Source organism: Flavobacteriales bacterium (assembly GCA_019694795.1).
GTDB lineage: Bacteria > Bacteroidota > Bacteroidia > Flavobacteriales_D > UBA2798 > UBA2798.
Window position 1 is genome coordinate 1 of the sequence record JAIBBF010000007.1, and the last position, 22,430, is coordinate 22,430.

14 protein-coding genes are annotated in these 22,430 nt (G+C 39.1%); 4 read left to right on the forward strand and 10 right to left on the reverse strand.

Annotated features, from left to right (window positions below; all coding sequences use genetic code 11):
* The 5 genes from K1X56_03965 to K1X56_03985 all read right to left on the reverse strand — a co-directional run.
* Nucleotides 1-803 (reverse strand): hypothetical protein (locus tag K1X56_03965; GenBank protein MBX7093855.1); only part of this gene is annotated, 803 nt, incomplete at its 3' end.
* The gene (locus K1X56_03970; GenBank protein ID MBX7093856.1) at nt 796-1,701 is read right to left on the reverse strand and encodes a rhomboid family intramembrane serine protease; all 906 of its coding nucleotides are present in this window, start codon (nt 1,699-1,701) and stop codon (nt 796-798) included. The genes K1X56_03970 and K1X56_03965, both read right to left, overlap by 8 nt.
* Before the next feature lie 2 nt (nt 1,702-1,703).
* Nucleotides 1,704-2,420 carry a rhomboid family intramembrane serine protease gene (locus K1X56_03975; GenBank protein ID MBX7093857.1) on the reverse strand — a complete coding sequence of 239 codons (717 nt, stop codon included), beginning with the start codon at nt 2,418-2,420 and terminating at the stop codon, nt 1,704-1,706.
* A gap of 23 nt (nt 2,421-2,443) precedes the next feature.
* Nucleotides 2,444-4,273 carry a DNA mismatch repair endonuclease MutL gene (gene mutL, locus K1X56_03980; GenBank protein MBX7093858.1) on the reverse strand — a complete coding sequence of 610 codons (1,830 nt, stop codon included), beginning with the start codon at nt 4,271-4,273 and terminating at the stop codon, nt 2,444-2,446.
* 13 nt (nt 4,274-4,286) lie between these two features.
* A complete protein-coding gene (locus K1X56_03985; GenBank protein MBX7093859.1) occupies nt 4,287-4,604 on the reverse strand; it encodes a hypothetical protein in 318 nt (105 codons plus the stop codon).
* 208 nt (nt 4,605-4,812) lie between these two features.
* On the opposite strand from K1X56_03985, the gene K1X56_03990 reads away from it, so the two are divergent.
* Complete coding sequence (locus K1X56_03990; GenBank protein MBX7093860.1) at nt 4,813-7,797, forward strand: serine hydrolase; 2,985 nt, start codon at nt 4,813-4,815, stop codon at nt 7,795-7,797.
* Between the two features lies 1 nt (nt 7,798).
* Here K1X56_03990 and K1X56_03995 read toward each other — a convergent pair whose 3' ends face one another.
* Both K1X56_03995 and K1X56_04000 read right to left on the reverse strand, forming a co-directional pair.
* Nucleotides 7,799-10,015, reverse strand: a complete 2,217-nt coding sequence (locus K1X56_03995; protein MBX7093861.1) for a patatin-like phospholipase family protein — start codon at nt 10,013-10,015, stop codon at nt 7,799-7,801.
* 120 nt (nt 10,016-10,135) lie between these two features.
* Nucleotides 10,136-11,137: a formimidoylglutamase gene (locus K1X56_04000; protein ID MBX7093862.1), complete on the reverse strand. Its 1,002-nt coding sequence runs from the start codon at nt 11,135-11,137 to the stop codon at nt 10,136-10,138.
* A gap of 258 nt (nt 11,138-11,395) precedes the next feature.
* Between K1X56_04000 and K1X56_04005 the strand changes: the two genes are divergently transcribed.
* Together K1X56_04005 and K1X56_04010 are read left to right on the forward strand one after the other, a co-directional pair.
* Nucleotides 11,396-15,055: a PKD domain-containing protein gene (locus K1X56_04005; GenBank protein MBX7093863.1), complete on the forward strand. Its 3,660-nt coding sequence runs from the start codon at nt 11,396-11,398 to the stop codon at nt 15,053-15,055.
* Nucleotides 15,056-15,193: 138 nt separating this feature from the next.
* Nucleotides 15,194-18,337 (forward strand): SpoIIE family protein phosphatase, encoded by a 3,144-nt coding sequence (locus K1X56_04010; GenBank protein MBX7093864.1) that lies wholly within the window; start codon nt 15,194-15,196, stop codon nt 18,335-18,337.
* A 50-nt stretch (nt 18,338-18,387) separates the two neighbouring features.
* Here K1X56_04010 and K1X56_04015 read toward each other — a convergent pair whose 3' ends face one another.
* Nucleotides 18,388-18,705: a hypothetical protein gene (locus tag K1X56_04015; GenBank protein ID MBX7093865.1), complete on the reverse strand. Its 318-nt coding sequence runs from the start codon at nt 18,703-18,705 to the stop codon at nt 18,388-18,390.
* Nucleotides 18,706-18,763: 58 nt separating this feature from the next.
* On the opposite strand from K1X56_04015, the gene K1X56_04020 reads away from it, so the two are divergent.
* On the forward strand, nt 18,764-20,731 hold the full coding sequence (locus tag K1X56_04020) for a tetratricopeptide repeat protein (GenBank protein MBX7093866.1): 1,968 nt from the start codon (nt 18,764-18,766) through the stop codon (nt 20,729-20,731).
* Here the strand turns inward: K1X56_04020 and K1X56_04025 are convergent.
* Both K1X56_04025 and map read right to left on the reverse strand, forming a co-directional pair.
* On the reverse strand, nt 20,714-21,457 hold the full coding sequence (locus tag K1X56_04025) for a ferritin-like domain-containing protein (GenBank protein MBX7093867.1): 744 nt from the start codon (nt 21,455-21,457) through the stop codon (nt 20,714-20,716). The genes K1X56_04020 and K1X56_04025 overlap by 18 nt on opposite strands.
* Before the next feature lie 54 nt (nt 21,458-21,511).
* Entirely contained in the window at nt 21,512-22,333 is an 822-nt protein-coding gene (gene map, locus K1X56_04030) for a type I methionyl aminopeptidase (GenBank protein MBX7093868.1), read from the reverse strand.
* Between the last annotated feature and the right edge of the window lie 97 nt (nt 22,334-22,430).

Consider the following 22,430-nt stretch of genomic DNA (forward strand, 5'->3'; position numbering starts at 1 on the left):
CCAATTATTTTTTGCTCTGTTTTTTTTGGTTTTTCCCATGGATGCAACCACCGGCGTGTATTGGCAGTGTCTCCTATGTATTCATAATCGCTGCGTTGAAAACGAATGGAAGAGAGATGTGCATTGTAAACGCGGATGGTATCTGACTTCGTCTTTATATCTGCAAAAACCACATTGTTATTATCGTCGTTTTTAAAACGGATTTCTCCGCTGTTTATAATCGGATATGCACTGAAAATGGCGACCCCAAAATACTGTTCCATTCTCATTTTATGGGTGTAACCTTCTACCACATGTTTAGTGCGCAATATTGAAATAAGTGTATCCCGTGTTTCGAAATAACCGGGAATTCCCGAATAAAAAAATTCCTGAAAGCAAACAATATCCGGATCTTCCCGCTGTAATACTTTGAAAATTTCCTGTCGCACGGTAACGTGATCCTGGTAATTATATAAATCGAACAGGCGGACATTCCAGGTCAGCAGTTTAACTTTTTCGGATGATTCGCTTAATGGACCGGTGCTAAAATTAATTTGAAAGAAATGGCGCAGATGATTTAATCCAACAATGATGGTAAAGAGTGATAATAACATCCATTTATTACGAAGTAATAACCAAACGATGAAAAAGAGAATGGAGAGGAATAAAAAAACAGGATAGGCGAGTCCGAAAAATGCTAACAACCAAAAATCCTGGGGATCAATATGGGTGGCAAGATAGGAGAGAAGAAGACAAGCTGAACTAAGAATATTGCCAATTAGCAATAGTTTTAAAACAAAATTCAGCTTTCGCTCTTTAAACATTTTTATGCGAATTGAACAGGAATTCTTTTTCCTCTTTCGTCAAGCTTTCATAGCCGGAACGATTTATTTTATCCAGAATATCATCCACCCTTTTTTGAGTTGCAGCTTTTCTGTCATTATAAACTTCGTCGGAAATTGGACGCTTATTGTTGCTGTGTTTGACTTTTAATTTCGATGATTTTCTAAACCAGCGTGCAGGTGAAAAAAGATCGGTAAGGTCGAATCGGTTTAAAATAAAAGAAGGTTTTTTAAAAAATCCTGAAGCCCAGATTCCATATAATGCACCACCTAAATGCGCAATTCTTGCACCGCGGTTATCATTGGGAATTGCGACTAAATCCAGCATAATAAATAAAAGCGCCACAATGATCAGTTTAATGGGGAATACACCGAAAAACATGACTTCGAGTCGTGGTAAATGAAAGGTGACAGCAACGAGTAATGCCATCGTTGCTGCGGAAGCTCCGTGCAGGTAGTACATTTGTTTTCCCTCGAAAACAGGAAACAAATTCATGGCCGCAAAATAAAAAATGAAGCCGGCAAGGCCTCCGAAAATATAAGTGTTTAGTAATTTTTTTTCGTCGAGATGCTGGAGGTAAAGTTGACCGGTAAAATAAAGCAAGACCATTTGGATTAGAAGGTGCCAAAAGGATAAATGAAGGAACATGTAAATAAAAGGCGACCATGGATGCGTCAGATTGTGCCTGATCATTCCATTGGGTGCAAATACTTCAAGGATATTATCGGCAATAAAATTTTTAGGTGTGTTGTTCAGGTACATCACCAGCATCAGGATGGCCATAATGAGAAACACGCCAACATTCAACAGGATTAGTTTGGTTAAAAGGTTACCTGTTTTGAATTGATATTTTATTTCATCCGTAAAGGTGCGTTGCATGGTCAATAGAAATTACGACGGTCTTTTTTCTTCTGAAAATATACGATGAGTCCACCAATTAATGCTCCTCCCAAATGCGCAAAATGTGCCACATTATCCCATGAATATTGCATGACTCCAAGATAAAGCTCAATGAAAATCATTACTGGAATAAAATACTTTGCTTTAATCGGAATAGGTAAAAAGATAAGCATCATTTCAGTATTTGGGAATAACATTCCGAATGCAATCATAATTCCGTATAAAGCTCCCGAAGCACCCACCGCCGGCATATTCAGCGATAAATTGAGTGCAGCGACAGTTTCGTCTGAATAATTCATTCCCTGTTTAAAAAGCGATTGGCCATTTTCTTTTACGACTTCCACCACATCTGCTGGTAATTTGGAAACCAATTGAAGATATTCGACGTAATTCACCAGTGAATAAAGGAACATCGCACCAATCCCTGTGATGAAATAAAAACTAATAAATCGTTTGGGTCCCCACATCCGTTCCAAAATAGAACCAAAGGTTACCAATGCAAACATGTTAAAAAACAGATGGCCTAAATCGCCATGCATAAACATGTAAGTGATGATTTGATAAGGTTCAAAATTCGGAGAGGCAGGATTGGATAAACCTAAAATAAAATCGAGTTGTATTCCTTGCCGTTCAAATGTGAATTTGGCAAAAAACATCAATACGTTAAGAATAAGAAGATTCTTAACTACGGGTGGCATATTTCTGAAAAGGGCTTGTAACATCAGCTAAATTTTTTTTCTATTTCGTCCATCGTGTAAGTAATAATTACGGGTTTTCCCGATGGAGAAATAAAGGGTGTTTCACAAGCAAACAATTCATCGACCAAACGGTTCATTTCCTCATTTGTCAGTTTTTTTCCTGCCTTTATGGCAATGGAAGATGACAGTGAACGTGCCAAAGATTCATATTTGTTCTTCCTTATTTCAGAAGAATGATGCTTTAATTCCTCCAGCATTTTCTCAATTAATCCGACCGGATTCGCATCCCCAGCTTCTGCTGGTGTCCCGTTAATGGCAATGGAATTTCCTCCCATTTCACTGATGTCAAATCCCAAATGCTTCAGGTCCTCGTTCAACTCGCGGATCAGGGATAAATCGGCAGGACTTAAATCCATCATAGATGGAAATAACTGTTGCTGGGTCATACCCGTATGCTGCGCAAGCGAAACAATGAAACGCTCAAATAAAATCCGATCATGCGCACGATTCTGGTCAATAAGCCAAAAGCCGGATTTTACCGGACATAAAATGTATTTCCGGTGCAACTGTATGGTTATCCGCTCGCGTTCCTCTTCTTCTTCCTGTTCAAATATTTTAGGTTGTACAGGTTGATTGGTATTCATGATTTTATAAACCTCCTCCCATTGCTCAGAAGAAGCAGGTTTATTTAAATAGGCAGATGATGAGGACGAAGTTTTGGAAGCGCCACTGTTCTTTTTTTCTTGTTCAAATGGATTATAATTCGGATCAACTTTTATTACTGGTTGAACAATGGGACGATCTTTCTCCGGTAAAGGAAGATCGATAGCGGTTTCCGTATTAAAATCGATTGCAGGAGAAATATTGTATAATCCAATGGCTCTTCTTGCAGCAGAATGTAAAATAGCGTAAATACTTTTTTCATCCTCAAACTTAATTTCAGTTTTGGTTGGATGAATATTTACATCAATACTTGCAGGTGGAACATCCAGGTAAACAAAATAAGATGGGAAATTTTCTTTTAAAATAATTCCCTCATAGGCTTTGTGAATGGAATGGTGGAGATAAGGACTTTTGATAAAGCGGTCGTTGACAAAGAAAAATTGCTCTCCACGGGTTTTTTTTGAGAATTCCGGTTTTAAAAGATATCCTTTAATGTGCACAATATCCGTATGCTCTTCAATTGGAACCAGGCGTTCATTGTAGCTTTTTCCAAATATGGCAACTATACGTTGACGAATATTCCCTGCCGGTAAATTGAATATTTCATTTCCGTTGTGGTTGAGTTCAAAATGCACTTCGGGGTGTACCAGTGCCACACGTTCAAATTCATCAAGCACATGCTTGAATTCAACATTATCTGATTTTAAAAAGTTTCTTCGGGCCGGAATATTGAAGAATAGATTTTTTACCAAAAAGGTAGTGCCATCCTGACATTGATCTTCTTCAATGGACTTTATTTCTGATCCTTCAATAATGATTTTTGTCCCCAGAGCATCATTCTTTCGTTTAGTTTTGAGTTCTACCTGTGCCACCGCTGCAATGGAAGCCAATGCCTCACCTCGAAATCCTTTGGTGCGTATTGCAAATAAATCGGAAGCTTCTTTTATTTTACTGGTAGCATGCCGTTCAAAACATAAACGGGCATCTTCTGCTGACATCCCTGTTCCGTTATCCATTACCTGAATAAGTGTTCTACCGGCATCTTTAATCAGCATTCTGATTTTCGTTGCTCCGGCATCTATGGAATTCTCTAAAAGTTCCTTTACGGCAGATGCAGGACGCTGAACCACCTCGCCGGCGGCAATTTGATTGGCAATGGAGTCGGGAAGAAGTTGTATAATGTTCGACATGGTTATTCAGTCCTCAGAAAAAGCTGTCCCAAAGCTCTAGTCTCTTAATGGCATACAAACAAACACCAACTAAACCTGCTATAAGAACAAGCAAACGAACATGACGATCGCGGGCATCTCTCGTAGCATGATTTTTCGACTGCCAACGGCTGTTCATATTGTCACGGAAATTAAATTCCCGTCTTACTTTTTCAGGATCAGTTCCTGTTTTTTCCGAATGGGAGCGAACAAGGTCATCCAAACGTTCTTTTCTTTCGTTGTAATAACGCGGCGTGTACGAAAACTTTTTCGGATCGCGAACTTTAAAAAATCTGGACTTTAGACTAAACATAGGATAGATTTTACAAAAATACACTTCTTTCCTCTATAAACGAATTTTCATTGATAATATGCGTAGAAATGTGAATTCTTAACCAACGGTCATGTTGTTGCGTATCCGGTTTTCGTTCACCTGGTGATGTTGAAAATTCACCTGCCCATGTACGTTTTTAGGACCTTAGCCTGTGTATTTTCGGTTCAATTCTTGTTATTCCCTAAGCATGAGGAGTTTTTTTAAATGGTTGAGTGTGTCGTTCCTGCTGGTGCTGGTCACTGCATTTGTGTGGAAACCGGATGAGGGAGCAGGGTTTCGGTTGAATCCCATTTGGAACATAAAGCCCCGATTCCTTGATGCAGATAAGCATTGGGCCGACTCCGTACTTTCTACCATGACGCTCGATGAAAAAATTGGTCAGCTTTTCATGGTTGCTGCCTATTCTAATCGCGATTCGAGTCACCAGAAGGAGATCATTTCCCTCATAGAAAATCAAAAAATTGGTGGATTGATATTCTTTCAGGGTGGACCAGTTCGTCAAGCCCAGTTAACCAATTTATACCAGCAAAAAAGTAAAGTTCCCCTGATGATTGGTATCGATGGGGAATGGGGATTGGCCATGCGATTGGATAGCACCGTAAAATATCCCAAGCAAATGACCTTAGGTGCATTATCCAACGATACCCTGATTTACCTGATGGGACTTGAAATCGGAAGAGAATGCAGAAGAATGGGGATTCATATCAATTTCGCACCTGTTGTGGATGTGAATTCTAATCCGAAGAATCCGGTAATCAATTTTCGTTCGTTTGGCGAGGACCGATACAATGTGGCCCGGAAATCCTTTGCGTATATGCTGGGATTACAGGATCGATTTGTATTGGCTTGTGCCAAACATTTTCCCGGGCACGGTGATGCGTCCACAGATTCGCATTTGACCTTACCGGTGATTGATAAAAGCAAAAAGCAATTGGATTCACTGGAACTTTATCCTTTTCGCTTTTTAATCCGATCCGGATTATCCAGTGTTATGGTAGCGCATTTGTATGTTCCCTCATTAGAGAAAACAGAAAATTTAGCTACTACTTTATCAAAAAAGGTCGTTGCTCAATTACTGAAAAAGGAAATGCAATTCGAGGGCCTTGTTTTTTCAGATGCGCTTAATATGAAAGGGGTAAGTGCTTTTTACAAACCCGGTGAAGTAGAATTAAAGGCACTACTTGCAGGAAATGATGTGTTGTTATTTGCGGAAGATGTTCCTAAAGCGGTGGCCTTGATAAAAGAATCAATTCGTAAAAAGGAAATATCCGAAGAAGAAATTGAAAGCAGATGCAGAAAAATATTACTGGCAAAAAAATGGGTAGGACTGGATAAAGAAAAACTGGTTAAAACAGAAAATCTGTACAGCGATTTACATACCCCTTTTTCTGAATGGATTTCACGACGTTTATACGGTGAGTCGATGACCTTATTGGAGAATAAAAATAACATTCTCCCCATTATGCGATTGGATACTTCCAGAATTGCTGTTTTAACAATAGGTGATACCTTGAATAACTCCTTTATGCAATCCTGCGAAAAATATGCTTCAATCGATAAATACGCAGTTTCTCTTCAACCCGGAGGAGCAAATGTGGGAGAATTGATTTCATCCTTGAAGAAAAATGATTTAATTCTTATTAGTCTTCATCCTTCTACCAATTCCCCGGAAAAAAACTATGGAATTACAAAAGAAGCTGTTGGTTTAATCAATCAGTTGAATCAAAATAAAAAAGTGGTTGTTGCCTATTTTGGGAATGTTTACGGACTTTCTCATTTCCCGGGTGCAAGTTTATTGGATGCATTGGTGATGTGTTATGAAAATTCCCCATTAGGGCAGGATTTGGCAGCGCAGGCAATTTTTGGGGGAATTGGATTACATGGACAACTACCGGTAACGGCTTCCAGGTATTTTAAACTCAATGACGGATTATGTTATGAAGGCGGAATTCGATTTGAATACACCATTCCTGAAGTCTTTGGTATTAAGCGCGAATATTTTAATAAAATAGATTCATTAGCCACCCTTGGCATTCGGGAAAAGGCCTATCCGGGGTGCCAGATTTTTATTGCCAAACACGGAAAAGTAATTTACAATAAGGCCTTCGGTTATCACACCTATGATAGTACCCGCGCGGTAAAAACGGATGATATTTATGATCTGGCATCCGTTACCAAAATTACTTCTACTGTAGCTGTATTAATGCATTTGGTAGATCAGAAAAAATTTGATCTGGATAAAACCTTGGGAGATTATATTCCCGAATTACTCGATTCAAGTGATTATTCTAAAATTGTCATTAGAAAAATGCTTGCGCATGAGGCAGGATTGGTTCCATGGATCCCTTTTTATACAAAGACACTCATCAAAGGCAAACCGGATCCCAAAATTTACCGAACTACACCTTCAGATAGTTTTCCTTATCGTGTTGCCGACAATATGTATATTTTAAAATCGTATCAGGATTCGATTTTAAACGATATTAAACACACATCACTTCGTGGGCAAAAAAATTATTTGTATTCGGATGTTGGTTATTATCTGCTAAAAATCATTATCGAAAAAATTACCAGCACAAAATTAGATCATCTGGCAGATTCATTGTTTTATCGTCCGCTAGGTGCAAGCACATTAACCTACAATCCCAGAACAAAATTTCCATTGGATAGGATTCCACCGGAAGAGGATGATAAAGTGTTCAGAAAACAATTAATTCATGGCGACGTGCACGATCAGGGTGCGGCGATGTTGGGTGGTGTTGCTGGTCATGCTGGTTTATTTGCCAATGCCAATGACTTGGGGAAAATGATGCAAATGATGATGAATTACGGGACTTATGGTGGACAAAAATTCCTTTCCAGAAGTGTAGTTCTTGATTTTACACGTTGCCAGTTTTGTCCAGGAAATAGGAGGGGCGCAGGATTCGATCGTCCGGTAATGCAGGATGGATTAGGTCCAACCTGTAATTGTGTTTCAGCCGAAAGTTTTGGTCACACCGGATTTACCGGAATCACGGCATGGGCGGATCCCGGTGAGGATGTCATCTATTTGTTTTTATCCAATAGAAGTTATCCGGTTGCCGATAACAATAAAATTTTGAAAATGGGATTAAGAACGGATATTCAACAGGCCATCTATGATGCCATTCGGAAATCGAGAAATCACCAATAATTTATTCCAGTAATTTTTTTAGTTTCTCCATCGATTCCTGATTTTCCGGAATGTTTTTCAGTGAAGAAATTACTTGTTGTTTTTCTAAGCGGGTAAGATGCCAGCTCAGGGAAGTTCGTTGTTTTTCGTTCTGAATCATATGGAAATTCACTACGTCGAGCGGACAATCCAACCACGACGAAGCATATTGTAACAGCTGATCATTATCGAAATCCTGTGTGTTAAAAATGTTATCGTATAAATTTCCAAGCGGTTTTACGAGGAGTTTCATCACCGAATTTTTTTTGAGAGGCTCATCCACTTCTTTCTGACGATCTCTAACCTGAATGAAAACGACACCATCTGTATTTGAACTGATCCAGTTTCTGAATACATAAATATAGCGCAACGCCAAACGAATGCCATAATTGTCGCGATAACCTGCGTCCATCACCTCAATCGTTGGTTCGGATGGTAAGGTTACCATTGGCATTACATATGGAAATGATGCATTCATTCGAATGGCAGAACTATACCTTAAATTCCATGCATTTTGATGTTCAAACATTTTGGTAAATTCAATGTATTCCTGTCCCGGAATATTATCGAAATCGATTTCAGGTTGGCAGTTCGTTAAATAGGAAACCGGCTGGGAAGAAATGATTAATCGTCGTCCATCGTTGATGATAGTCGGACAAAACATCATGGTTGGAATTTCCGAATTTCGTTCAGGAACGATATAGTCATACAAGCGCTTATCAAAGGCAGAATCGAGGTTAATGTTGAGTTGCTTTTCGAACATATAACCGCGGTCGATGGTGTAGGAGTAGGGGCCATCACTAAAGTGACGATAACGAATGAAAATGTCGTTGGTAGCTATTGTAAATGCCACCGGATTTAAAATATCCTGAGAAATTTTATCAATGTATTTTTTATCGTTTCGGTGAATATCTGCTTCTGTTTTCTCTCTCAAAAACAGTTCACGGTAATAAGCTGCACCAATCATTCCTCCCGACGAACCCGTAATTAAATGGGTGCGGTCCATCAGTGTTCCGTTTAACGTACTATCTACATTTTGCAATACATTCAGTGTCCATAATGCAGAACGTATTCCTCCTCCGGATGTGCAGATCACTACAAATTTTGGTTTAGCCTTATCGCCGGTGAGAAGTTTATTGTTTTTCGCCCGCCATTGGTTAAGCGACTCCAAACCATAATTCATATCCTTTTTATGCATCTTTTTGTCCGACTGCATTTCATGGATTGTACTCAAATTATAGGTGGCTTGTTTACCACTGTAATCTAACCCGTAGGCGAAATTTTTATACGAGAATAATTCGGTGTGCAGCGATAAATAATTCAATAGAATTAATAGTCCGATCATAAAGGTAAAGGTCCAACCCCGCAACCAGCTGTACACTGCACTAATGATCATAATTAACATGGTAAACACCAGTAAAACACTGGCGCCTGCAGGAATCAGGAAGTAGGAATTTTCACCCATCGATCCAAATAACAAAAAGGAAATAACCATCACGATTTCGAAGATGGAGGCATTGATGTGATTTTGTGCTAAAACCCGTTTTAAAAGTTCCGTATCATAATGCTTACTTTCCCTTGCAATTTTAATTCTGAAAGGAGATGCCATGTAAGTCTCCACGTTCCAACCATGTTCGGTATTAAATAATTCATACCATTTAATTTTTTTATGGAGCGTGGTTTGTATGCCTTTCGATTTGATTTCTTCCTCCATGGCTTCTTCCGTTTTGCCACTGAGTTTGTAAAAATCTTTATTGGTTTTAAAGAAATAATACATGGAGAAAAAGAAAAACACAAACAAGCCGGTGAAAAATCCCGACATGTTCCGGATAATATTGCCAACCGGTTCTAATTCTTTATTGTATTGGAAATGGACCGCCTGGTAAACATATAATAGAATAAAGGCGGCAGGAATAATAAAATTATTAATGCTGAATTTGTAAAATGGTTTCGATACGGTGGCGATGAATGAGAATTTATATCCGTGCATTACATAGCTGTACATGTTAAAGGCCATAATAAATCCGGCACATGAAAAGCCCATGATAAAATGACTCATAAATCCCACTTCACCTAAGTATTCAGGATATAAAAACAAATAGGCGAGACCGAATTTAGAACCCAGTGAATGAGTAATAATCCCAAATAAAACTAACCAGAATAATAGGAGAAAATGGTTTCTCTTAAAATGAAGAAACATGAGTTGAAGTGGAAAGAAAAAAAAGATCCTTCTAAGTCCAGTGTGTATGTTGATCTTTTCTTCCACTCCCAATCTGAATTATTCCTGATACGACGCGAGGTCGAAATAGGTTCGGTTAAATTATGGTTTATTGTTAATGACCTTCATCAGGTCGCTCACCATGTAGCTGAGCGTTTTTCCGTGGATACCGGCATCCTCTTTTGAATGGCAGGGAGCTCCTTCCGGAAAATGAGCATAGGCCAAATCAACATTTTTCCCAATGTACATGATCATTTTTCTGGCAGTCTCCACCGAAAATCCACTCTCTGTCATTGCTGAACTTGGAAATCCGGCCACCGAATCCAAATCAAACTCCAGTCCTCGAAATCCATTACCGCCAAAACGAATTAATTCCAGTAATCGCTCTTCTAAAACAAATTCCCCTCTCAACCAGGCATCATAAGTGAAATAGGACATGTTCGAATTTTGATCGAGCTGCTGAAGCAGATACTCAGAGTTATAGCTTTCATGGAGTCCCGCTACAGCGTAGGTAGAAATGAGATGTTCATGCATGGCATAGGAAAAACCGTTCCCACTGTGGCGGCCTTCCTGTGGACGAATATCCGAATGGGGATCTACATTAATAATTGAAATGGTTTGCTGTTTCGCTTCAAACCAGGATTTAATTATCGGGTAAGCATTGTTATGTCCACCCCCAATTACAATGGGCAAATAACCCTTAGCGAAAATCGGTTTTAACACTGAAACGACCTTATGATCCAGCGCCTCAACTTCGGATCTCAATTGTTCGGTGGATAAATCCGATTTGTTTTTCCATTCCTCACAATCCACTTCACCGGCAATCATGATTTCGCTTCCGCTAAGAAAACGGTTGGACTGAATATTTAGGAATTTCGATAAAAACACTTCCCACATCTCCTGCGATCCAGCCCGACCTCCATTTGCTCTGGGACCAAAATCTTCGGGAATTCCAATTAGAACAAATCGAATTTGATCAGGCCAATTTTCAATGGATGCGTAATCTCCTGAAAAATGAACCTCTTCACCCAACTTTTTCTCTCCTTTACGGATAGATACAAGTTGCAAACCTTCACTGCGTGATATGGTTTTTAGATTTTTCACTTTATTCTTTTTGTAAAAATAGAATTAATAATTTGTTCATAGAATAAAAGTTATTTCACTGTTATTCAGTGATGTATGCAGATTAATCGATAAAGTAGTCAATTCTTACATTTTCAAAAATTGGTTGATTCCTTTAGTCGTTTGATAGTCCAAATCTTGCGATTGGTCAGATTTTAATTCCCGGTTAATAACTCTTTTGGTTTTCAACTCGTTTCTGTGCTCAGTTTCAATAAATTTGTCGAACCAAAATACGTGTTTATGGTTAAAAAATTACTCTTGGTGTTATTCGTGCTTGTTTCCGGCATGAGCTACGCTGTAACAAACAATTCCGGATTCGGATATTTTCAGATAACCTATGCCAGTGATTGTGCTCCGGTAAACGTCAGCTTTACCAATTTCGGGTATCCTGGTGCTACCAATTACAAATGGTACTTCGGAGATGGTTCGCCGGTGAATACCACGATGTCGCCCTCGCATACATTTGCGAATGCTGGTGTCTACACAGTGCAAGTTGAATATTATGGTCCTTCAGGAAATTTTCTGGCGAACGACTATTACTACTTGTATTTAAACGGTGATCCCAATGGAATTAACACCTACGCCAATCAAGGTTGTGTTGGCGACCGCATGGTGTTTTTTCTAAACTTCGGAGATCCGAACTCAATTTACAATGTTTATACCTATACCTACAACTACGGTGATGGTAATGTTGAAACACATCCTTATTCGTCTTCAGAACATACTTACAATAGTCCCGGAACGTATAACGTTTCCATTACTGTAAATACGCCTTGCGGAACATTTATTGAAAACACAACCATTACCATTGGAACCAATGTTCCCATGACAACAGGTTGGTTCGATATGTGGCCGAATAACATTTGTCCGGGAGATATGGCCTATGTCAATTACGGTGGTTCATCCACTCAATTTATCACCTTTGGTGATGGTACATTTGGAACAGATCCATACAACCATACCTACAATACTCCGGGTGTTTATCCGGTTACTGCAACACTGACAAATGGTTGTGGTAATTCTCAAACGTTTTACGATACGGTATATGTTTCAAATAATATTCAATTTGATCCATATTCTCCAATCAATTTCTGGCACGACAATGCTGCTTGTCCGGGAATGACGGTCAACTTCCAGGCATCTGCGCAATATTCTTCAGTGCTTTGGCAGTTCCCTGATGGTACCACTTCAAGCCAATTTGAGCTTGATAAACTTATCAATCAATCATTCGCAAATCATTCAATTTATTTAACAGTTACCAATGGATGTGGTTTCGACACTACGGTTCAGTCTCAAATCAATATTGTGAGCACCATGCCGGTTACTGACATCGATCTTTTTGCTCCTCCTACCGTATGTACAGGTGGCGAGTTCTTATTCACAGCTGATGGAAATGACTCACCGCCGGATAATGTAACTTACACTTGGGATTTTGGAGACGGAACAACAACCAATGATTATTCAGGTACACACATTTTTGCAAATTCAGGAACCTATACCATTACGCTCACAGCAGTGAATGCATGTGGTTCGGATTCTACGCAAACCATGACGGTAACTGCGGGTAACAACGTGGCTCCGGATCCTAATTACACACAGATTATGGTTGCACCGGAAGATGGAGCATGTGTAGGTGATTCGGTATTAATTGTGGTTTATCCCGGATTAGAAGGTGATTATTTCTTCGATTTTGGTGATGGTACTAACTCCAATTCCTATAGCTTCCTGAATGTGTTTGGAAGAGAATATGCATATACCAAACACCGTTATAATGCATCAGGTACTTATACTGTAACGGTTACTTACACCAACTCATGCGGATTATCGGTTACCAAATCGTTAGATTATAATATCGGTTCAAGTATTCCTGCTTCAGCCGAAGTATTGTATGATCCTTCACAAAATGTCTGCTTCGGAGATCCCGTTTCTTTTAGTGCATTTGGAGGTACTTCTTACGAATGGAATTTCGGTGATAACACAGGAACTTTAGTTACCACCAACACATTTATTCCGGTAGAACATACCTACGCTGTTCCTGGTCCGTATAATGTAACTGTTCGCGTTACCAACGCTTGTGGTAATACAGATATAGCAACCGTAAATGTGGTTGTTCCTGATAATAGAATCAATTTAACAACAAGTTCTGTAGATGCACAATGCGGACAAGAATCCGGAAAAGCTATTGCAGTTATTTCAGGCGGAAATCCTCCGTATAGCGTTACCTGGTCCAATGGCGACACTGGGGTATTAATTGATAGCCTTGCTTCAGGAATCTATGTGGCTAACGTAACCGATAGCAAAGGTTGTTACAATTTCGCTTTAGCCACAGTGAGTGATGCCCAGGCTCCTGCTATTGTGGTTAGTAATGTGGTAGATGTAACTTGTTATGGGGCTTCTAATGGCGTTATTGACATTCATGTGATCGGAAGCACTGGTCCATTTACTTATCAATGGAGCAATGGAGCAAATTCAGAAGATATTTCAAACCTGGCTGCTGGCCCATATGAAATCACCGTTACCGATGCCTATGGATGTAAAGCAGTAGAATCCATTGAAGTTGGTAGTCCTGGTGAAGTAACCGTTAGCTTTATTACTCAATCTGCAGATTGCGGTGCTAATAACGGAATGATTCAGGCAGTAGCCAATGGAAATTCAGGTCCATTTACCTATGTATGGTCTACCGGAACACTGGATGATGAATTATTCAATCTCGGAGCAGGAATCTACACTGTAAATGTAATCGATCAAAATGGCTGCCTGGTAACCGAAAGTGTTGCACTGAGTGAAGTTGACACAACAGCGGGACAATCATTTGGAGGTCCGGCCATTTTAACCAGTTCTATTTCAGATTTGGATTGTAATGGACCAGGTTCTACGATCGATATTGAAATCGTACAATCTTCAGGAAATCTATCCTACAATTGGAGTACTGGTGCAACCACTCAGGATGTCACAGTAAGTTCTGTTGGAGATTATAGTGTGATGGTAACAGACAATACCACCGGTTGTAAAGCTTATGAGTTATTTACAATTTCTCATGCAGCTCCAAACGGACAAGAAATCTGTATGGTTACTGTCGATTCCATGTACTCGTTCAATAAAGTGGTTTGGGAAAAAGAAATTACAACTCAGATTTCTCATTATAACGTATACCGTGAGTCATCTCAAAACGGACTTTACTATCTTATCGGAACAGTACCTTACGACAGTTTGAGTTTATATAACGACTACGTTGCTAATCCTATGATCACTGCCTGGAGATATAAAGTTGCAGCAGTTGACTATTGTGGTGAAGAATCATCATGGAGTGCGCTTCATAAGACTATCCACGTTAACCAAAACTTAGGATTAGGAGGAGTTGTCAACCTGATTTGGGATCATTACAAAGGATTCGATTACACAACTTATACCATTATTCGTTATACCGACGCTAATGGCTGGCAAACGATAGGTTCGGTTTCTTCTGCAAATACATCATTTACTGATCCAACCCCACCTTCAGATCCAAGTTTATTCTATGTAATTGAAACCAATCCTACAGTAGGCTGTGTTTCTACACGTGCAATCAATAACAACAGTACCCGGTCTAACCGCACACAAAACTCAGTAATGTCGCCCGCTGCTTCAGTAGGCGAAATATTGGGAAGCATCGAAGGAATGGCCATTTTCCCTAATCCAAATGATGGTCAATTTACCCTTCAGGCTGATTTTGTATCTGCGGATCAGGCAACTATCGAACTGTATTCCATGGATGGAAGAGTTATCTCAGCATGGCAAATCAATGCCGGACAAGGAAGATATTCCAGATCCATCGATATGAGTTCAGAGCCTGCAGGTATCTATTTTGTTCGCATCAGTAACGGAACATCCTCCTTTGTTAAAAAGGTAATCATCCGTTAATACAGGATAAATTTTCTAAACAGACCCCCGGAATTGCTCCGGGGGTTTGTTATTTTAGGAAAAAACGGCCATTTTTACGCTTCCTAATAATATTGATTGCGACTGATTTTCAGATATAGTTCCATTTTTATTCTTTTCATGTTTGCGCAAAACGCGTGGGCATGGGGCGATGAAAAAGGCGGATTGAACATAAGGAACTATTCTCCCCAAGAATATGGCGCACACGCTCAAAATCTTTGTATTACTCAGGACAAACGCGGAATCATGTACTTCGGTAATAATTCAGGCGTGTTACAATACGACGGTAATTACTGGACTTTAATTGATATTTCCGCAGGTAAAAGTGTTACCCAATTAGCCGTTGATTCTTCGGGTGTGGTTTATGTTGGAGCAGATGAAGATTTAGGATATTTATTACCGAATGCTAATGGAAAATTGGTGTTTCATTCACTGTTATCCAAATTGCCGAAAGAGGTAGAAACACTGGAGCGCTTTGTTGGTGTTTTCCCATCTGATTCTGGTGTTTATTTTATCACCAGAAAATACGTTTTATTTTATAACAAGAAATCCTTTTCGGTTATTGAACCCGAAGCACAAATTCATAATTCCTTTTTAGTCGGAGATCAAATTTTTCTGACGTTAAAAATAATTGGAATTCATTATTTGAAACAAGGAAAACTGGTAGCTCTTCCAGGGACAGAGGCCTTGCAAAACACCAATATTTACGATATTTCCATGTTCCGCGGGAATATGGTAATTACCACTTCCGACGATGGAATTTATGTTTACAGAGGCAATCATTTACAATTGGTGAATAAGGAAATTGTAAATGTGTATAATGCCATCAATGTATTTAACACCTATTACGCTGTTGGTTTATATGGCGATGGATTAGTTGTCCTGAATAAAAATTTCGAAAAGGAATTTTTCTTTGGATTAAACAATGGACTGCAAGACGGAACGATTTCCGATATTTTTGTGGACCGTGAAAATAATTTATGGTTAGCGCTTGTTCGAGGTATTGCTAAAATTGAACTGATTTCTCCTATATCCTTGCACAACTTTAATACAGGATTAAATGGAACGGTAGAAGACGTAATTCGACACAAGGGAAAAATTTATGCATCCACCTTGAATGGTGTTTTTTACATGGATCCAGCAGCAGAGGGGGAAAAGAAATTTAAACAAGTTCAGAATTTATCCATCGATTGCTATGGCATGTGCAATTTCATTCTGGAAGGCGACACTGTTCTGTTGATTTCGGGTGTAGATGGAGTTTACGAAATGTTACCCGGAAATATTCCTCACAAAGTGATGGAAGGAGCACCTTGGAATGTGCAACAATCCATATCCTATAAAAACCGCGTAATCGTAGCAGAGTATGGTGGATTATCATCGTTTGTGCGCAAAGAAGGAAAGTGGGTTACCGAAGGAATGGTGGAAGGCATTGAAGGTGATATTTTCAATTTCGTTGAAAAGAAAAACGGCGAACTCTGGTTAGGGACTTCAGACATCGGCGTTGTTAAAACCGATACCCGCGTATTTACCGATAAAAACACAAAAATCATATTTTACGATTCCACTTCAGGCATTCCTTCCGGGCTGGTTTATTTAACGCTGGATCCAAACGATAATGTGGTTTTTGGTACCGACAATGGCATTTTTCAGTTTAATGAAAAGCAAAAAAAATTCTATAAGGATAAAAAATACGATATAAAATCACCTACCGGAAAAACAGGAATTCACCGGGTGAACTTTGATAAAAAAGGTCATTTATGGACCTCTGTTTTCTATTCAGGAAACAGTTACGATGTTATGTTTTATAAAAATAATAACTGGTACAAAACACCATTTTTAAGATACAACGGCGAGATTGTTCATGCCATGTATCATGAATCGGATGGAACAACGTGGATTGGATCAGCTTCCGGCTTGTTGCGTTTCGACCAGAATTTCCAGAAAGAATATGAATCGCTTTTCGATGTTTCGATTCGTGAGGTAAGAGGAGGAAATAAACTGATTTTTGAAGGAGCATTTTTTAATTCCGATTCACTTCCTGTTTCTGACCAACCGGATTGGTTTGTACCTGAATTAGCGTATACCAACAACAATTTAGAGATTAAATTTTCGGCACTCTCGTTTTTCGATGAGAAAGCTACTTTGTTTTCATTTATACTCGAAGGGCAGGACAATGAATGGAGTCGCTGGTCTTCATCTTCATCAGCTACCTTTACCAACATCCACGAAGGAGAATATATCTTTCGGGTGAAAGCCAGAAATGTATATGGTGTTGAATCGGAAGAAGCAACCTTCCGTTTTATCATTTTGCCTCCATGGTACCGAACCATTTGGGCTTATATCGCTTATATTATTTTCTTCATCGCTTTTGTTTGGGGAGCAATTTCTGTTTCAACCAGAAGTCTGAAACGTATTATCCAGGAGCGTACGGCAGAGATAGTACACCAAAAAGAAGAGATTGAAAAACAAAAGGAAATTGTAGAGGAAAAGAACAAGGATATTCTCGATAGTATTAAATACGCGAAACGCATTCAGGATGCTATTCTTCCGGAAGAGGAAACCATGAAAGATGTAATGGGCAAGGACCTCTTTGTTCTATTCCGTCCTAAGGATATCGTTTCGGGTGATTTTTACTGGATGAAAGTGAAGGGGCCGAAAGTCCTTTTTGCAGCCGTAGATTGCACTGGTCATGGTGTACCCGGAGCATTCGTATCCATTGTAGGGAATAATGGCTTAAATCGGGCCGTAAATGAGTTTGGATTGGTGAAACCTGCCATGGTGTTGGATAACCTGGCTGTTAATGTTGAGGAGAGTTTCCGTCAGCAGGGTCATTCCGAGGTACGCGATGGAATGGACATATCGCTTTGCAGTTTAGAAATGTTGGGCTTTAATCAGGCAAAACTGGAGTGGAGTGGAGCTAACAATCCGATTTGGATTATTAAGGGCGAAAATCCGACAGAAGTGCTGGAGGTTAAGGCCGATAAACAACCGATTGGAAAATTTGAAAACAGAAAACCATTTACCAATCACGAATTTGATCTGGTGAAAGGCGATACCATTTATATTTTCACAGATGGATTTGCGGATCAGTTTGGTGGACCACAAGGCAAAAAATTCAAATATTCTCAGCTGAAAGAACTCTTATTGTCACTTCAGAATTTATCCATGGCCAATCAACGCCAAATCATCAGCGATAAATTCGATGAATGGAAAAACGAATTGGAGCAAATTGATGATGTCTGCATCATCGGTGTACGCATCTAAGCAAAAAAAAAGGCTTCCGTTAGGAAGCCTTTTCATTACAAACAATATGATTATACATCGCGGGTTTTGATGATAACTTTACATCCACCACCTGGAGTTCCACCACCTCGCTTATTCATGGTGAAGATTAAATCGCGTATGATGGCAATTTCATCTGTAGTAGGGGTTCCGTCTACAGCCAGGTTGGTAATCATTCTAGCTTTGGTAGCCGTTCCTGTTTCATCGGTTTCATACGATACGCCATCATTGTTGCTGATGTTATCTTTTAATACGTCGCCCTTGTAGGCCACTTCTTTGGCACCGGGTGATGGCAGAATGGTAGCTTGTGTACGATCTGCAGAAATTCCATAAATAATACCTGTGTTCATGATGTGTTTTTTTTAGGTTCTCTACAATACTAAAAAAAGAAAACTATATTTACTAGCGATGAGGGTACTGAAATTACATCTGTTTTTGACCTTTTTTGGGCTGATTCTTACATTTTCGGGTAAGGCGGAGAATGCGAAACTTGACTCACTTAGCCTTGAACTTGAGCGTGCTAGGTCGGTTGAAGCTAAACTTAATATTCTATATGCGATTTCAGTAAATTATAATTTCATTAATCCGGATTCGGCAGTTCTCATCAGTTCTAAAGGAATTGAACTATCCGAGCAAAATCATCAAATTTTATTAGAAGCTAAATTTAAATCTTCACTGGCCGATGCGCATCGGATTAAAGGTAATTATCAAGTAGCAATCAATTTATTATTAGAGGCCATTAACATTTTTGATGCTAATAATGATGAATTAGGGATGGGAGATTGCTACAATAAAATTGGAGCGGTATATATTGAATTAAATCAGTTTGAAACAGCAATTGACTATTTTTTAAAATCATTAGTAAAATTTGAACACCAAAAAAACTTAAAAGGAATTTCGAATTGTCTAAACAATCTTGGTGCTAGCTATTTTTACCTTGAAGAATATGAGAAAGCAATTGATTTTTTTAAGAGGTCACTTTCAGTTGAAGAGCAAAATAATAGTAAACAAGGTGTTTGTGAAGGATTAATGAATATTGGTGCTGTATATCACGGATTAAATAACTATGAATTAGCAGAAAAATATTTTATTGATGCGCAAATAATTGCAAAGGAAATTAATGACAAATCTTTAGAAAGTAATCTACTAAATAACATCTCACAAATTCAACTTGATATTAAAGATTATCATGCGGCTATTGAAAACTTAAAAAGGGCAGTTGCACTTGCTTTAGAATCGGGAAATTCGGATGATTTAGATACCTACTTAGTTAATTTAAGCGCAGCCTATGCGAGGGCGGGCGACTACCTTTCTGCATACCATACTTCACAGGATTTAATTGTTCACCGCGATAGTATCTTAAGTGTAGAAAACCAACGATCCATTGCGGAAATGACCACCAAATACAAGGCGGATCAAAAGGAAAAAGAAAATCAGATTTTACGTCAGAATGCGGTGATTTCCGATTTGGAAATTGAAAATCAGCGTTGGTGGATGTATGGAATTTCATCAGCACTTTTTGTAATGGTGGTTATCGGATTTTTAATCTTCTGGGCTTATCGTCAGAAACAAAAAGCCAATGTGATTTTAAAAGAACAACGGGATACCATTGCCATGCAAAAAAAGGATCTGACAGATTCTATTCAGTATGCCCGTCATTTACAAGATGCCATATTACCGGAAGATGATTTTCTAAAAGGCGTTTTTGCGGAATCATTTATTTATTATCAGCCAAAAGATATTGTGTCGGGCGATTTTTATTGGTTTCACGAAAGTGAAGAATATATTTTTCTTTCCGTTGCAGATTGTACCGGACATGGCGTTCCGGGGGCAATGGTAAGTATGGTTTGTCACAATGCTATTCAGCGGACCGTAACCGAATTCAATATTATTGAAACAGGAAAAATTCTCGATCATGTTTCAGAGTTAATTGAAAAAACCTTTTCAGGAAATAATCACTCGGTGCATGATGGAATGGATATTTCATTGTTGAGGATTACAAAAAAAGACCTCTCCATTCAATGGTCAGGAGCCAATAATCCATTATGGATATTAAGGAAAGATGCAGAAGAAATGGATGTAATTCGTCCAAACCCTCAGCCCATCGGTTCATTTTTCGAGCGCAGTTTATTTACCACCAATCACGACCAATTACAACGAGGCGATACCTGTTATCTATTCTCCGATGGTTATGTTGATCAGTTTGGTGGTCCCACAGGTAAAAAATTTAAAACTGGTAACCTGAAAAAACTGTTTTGTGCCTTATCAAAAACAACACTTCAACACCAACAGGAAATTCTCATCAATACACATATTCAATGGAAAGGTGAGATGGAACAGGTGGATGATATTTGCGTTTTAGGAGTTCGGATTTAATAAAAACAGCGCTTGTTTATTGCTGTAATTTTTCATTTTTCTAAACGTTCTGTTCCGAACGGCATTGACAGATTTTACAAATTGGAAAAATGATATTCCTGCTGTTTTAAATATTTTACGGTGATCCTTCCAAACCATTAGAATAGCACCTTGGGTAAGTACCCAATGATGAAATAAAATCCAGGCCCTCCGGAAGGAATTTCGTTTCTCATAAAAATGAGACAAGGTATAGGCCTGAAATTCCAAATGGTATTCCTCATCCGAAAGAATCTGAATACAAATATCATTCAGCGTTTCAGATTTTGTACAATGTCTCAATGCATCGTAATACACAGCGGCCACCATTTCGGCTGTGACCAATATGTAAACCGAATGTTCGATGGTCCCCCAGGAACGTATTTTTCGGAATACCGAATCGCTGAAATTTTTTCGGTTGGGAGGAATACCGTTTTCTTTCATAAAAACAGCGAGAATTTTCGCATGGTTTTGTTCTTCCCGTATAAAGGAGTGGATGGTTTTTAAATAGGATGCATCTCCCCATTCTTTTGCGGCGTGAATTAGATTTCTTCCTTCCGAATTTTCTCCCCGCTGAAAGATGGCAATGGATTTTCCAATGATGGATTTTTCTTTGGGACTAATCCAACTTGAGGAATCAAAAAGAATGTGATCGAAATGACCTTTGTTCGATTCGAAATGATTGTACCAGTGATCAAATTTTCCGTTCATGTTTTTGCTTTGGAGGCAAACGGAAAATTGAAGCGAAGAATTACTTCATTAACATTATTTGTGAATCGCCAGGGCAGAGGATGGTTTCCACATTCCTCGTTTTTCGAGCGCTGCTTCTACAAAATCGAAGGTGGAAAGAATATCTGCATTTCCATTTACAACAGCTACATCATGTTCGAAATGCGCTGAGGGTTTATTGTCGGCAGTGGTAATGGTCCAACCATCCGAAGATTGACGGATATTCCGGGTACCCATGTTGATCATCGGTTCAATGGCAATTACCAGTCCTTCCTGCATTTTCGGTCCATATCCTTTTCGGCCATAATTTGGCACCTGAGGCTCCTCGTGGAGGTCCTTACCCAAACCGTGACCAACAAGCTCTCTCACCACTCCGTAACCGTGTTTTTCGGCGTGGATTTGAATGGCATTAGATAGGTCTCCAATTCGGTTACCTGCTTTAACTTTAGATATTCCGATGTACAGGCAATCATAAGTGACCTGCAAAAGTTTTTTGGCATCTTCATTAATTTCTCCAATGGCAAACGTAAAGGCATGGTCGCCATGAAAGCCATTGAGTTTGGCCCCGCAATCCACGGAAACAATATCTCCTTCTTTAAACGGATTCTTGGTTGGAATTCCGTGAACAACAGTCTGATTAATGGAAACACATAAGGTGTTCGGATAACCATGATAGCCTAAAAATGTAGGTGTACCACCGTTATCGCGAATGTATTCTTCGGCAATTTTATCGATTTGAAGCGCAGTAACACCCGGACCAATCATTTCTGCAATAGCACCAAGGGTTCTGGAAACCAATTGGGCACTGTTTCGCATCAGTTCAATTTCTTCGGGAGTTTTATAGAGGATTGAAGCCATAATGCAAAAATGCCAATAATTCGGCAAAAGGAAAAATAATCAATTTTAAAATTAAAGGAACTTTCAATCGTCTTATTTGTTACTTTGAAATCAAATT

Coding starts and splice junctions, on each gene's coding strand:
- map (MBX7093868.1), bottom strand. CDS start 22,333: ATGGCTTCAATCCTCTATAAAACTCCCGAAGAAATTGAACTGATGCGA.
- K1X56_04020 (MBX7093866.1), top strand. CDS start 18,764: ATGAGGGTACTGAAATTACATCTGTTTTTGACCTTTTTTGGGCTGATT.
- K1X56_04005 (MBX7093863.1), top strand. CDS start 11,396: ATGGTTAAAAAATTACTCTTGGTGTTATTCGTGCTTGTTTCCGGCATG.
- K1X56_04015 (MBX7093865.1), bottom strand. CDS start 18,705: ATGAACACAGGTATTATTTATGGAATTTCTGCAGATCGTACACAAGCT.
- mutL (MBX7093858.1), bottom strand. CDS start 4,273: ATGTCGAACATTATACAACTTCTTCCCGACTCCATTGCCAATCAAATT.
- K1X56_03995 (MBX7093861.1), bottom strand. CDS start 10,015: ATGTTTCTTCATTTTAAGAGAAACCATTTTCTCCTATTATTCTGGTTA.
- K1X56_04025 (MBX7093867.1), bottom strand. CDS start 21,457: ATGAACGGAAAATTTGATCACTGGTACAATCATTTCGAATCGAACAAA.
- K1X56_03985 (MBX7093859.1), bottom strand. CDS start 4,604: ATGTTTAGTCTAAAGTCCAGATTTTTTAAAGTTCGCGATCCGAAAAAG.
- K1X56_04010 (MBX7093864.1), top strand. CDS start 15,194: ATGTTTGCGCAAAACGCGTGGGCATGGGGCGATGAAAAAGGCGGATTG.
- K1X56_03975 (MBX7093857.1), bottom strand. CDS start 2,420: ATGCCACCCGTAGTTAAGAATCTTCTTATTCTTAACGTATTGATGTTT.
- K1X56_03970 (MBX7093856.1), bottom strand. CDS start 1,701: ATGCAACGCACCTTTACGGATGAAATAAAATATCAATTCAAAACAGGT.
- K1X56_03990 (MBX7093860.1), top strand. CDS start 4,813: ATGAGGAGTTTTTTTAAATGGTTGAGTGTGTCGTTCCTGCTGGTGCTG.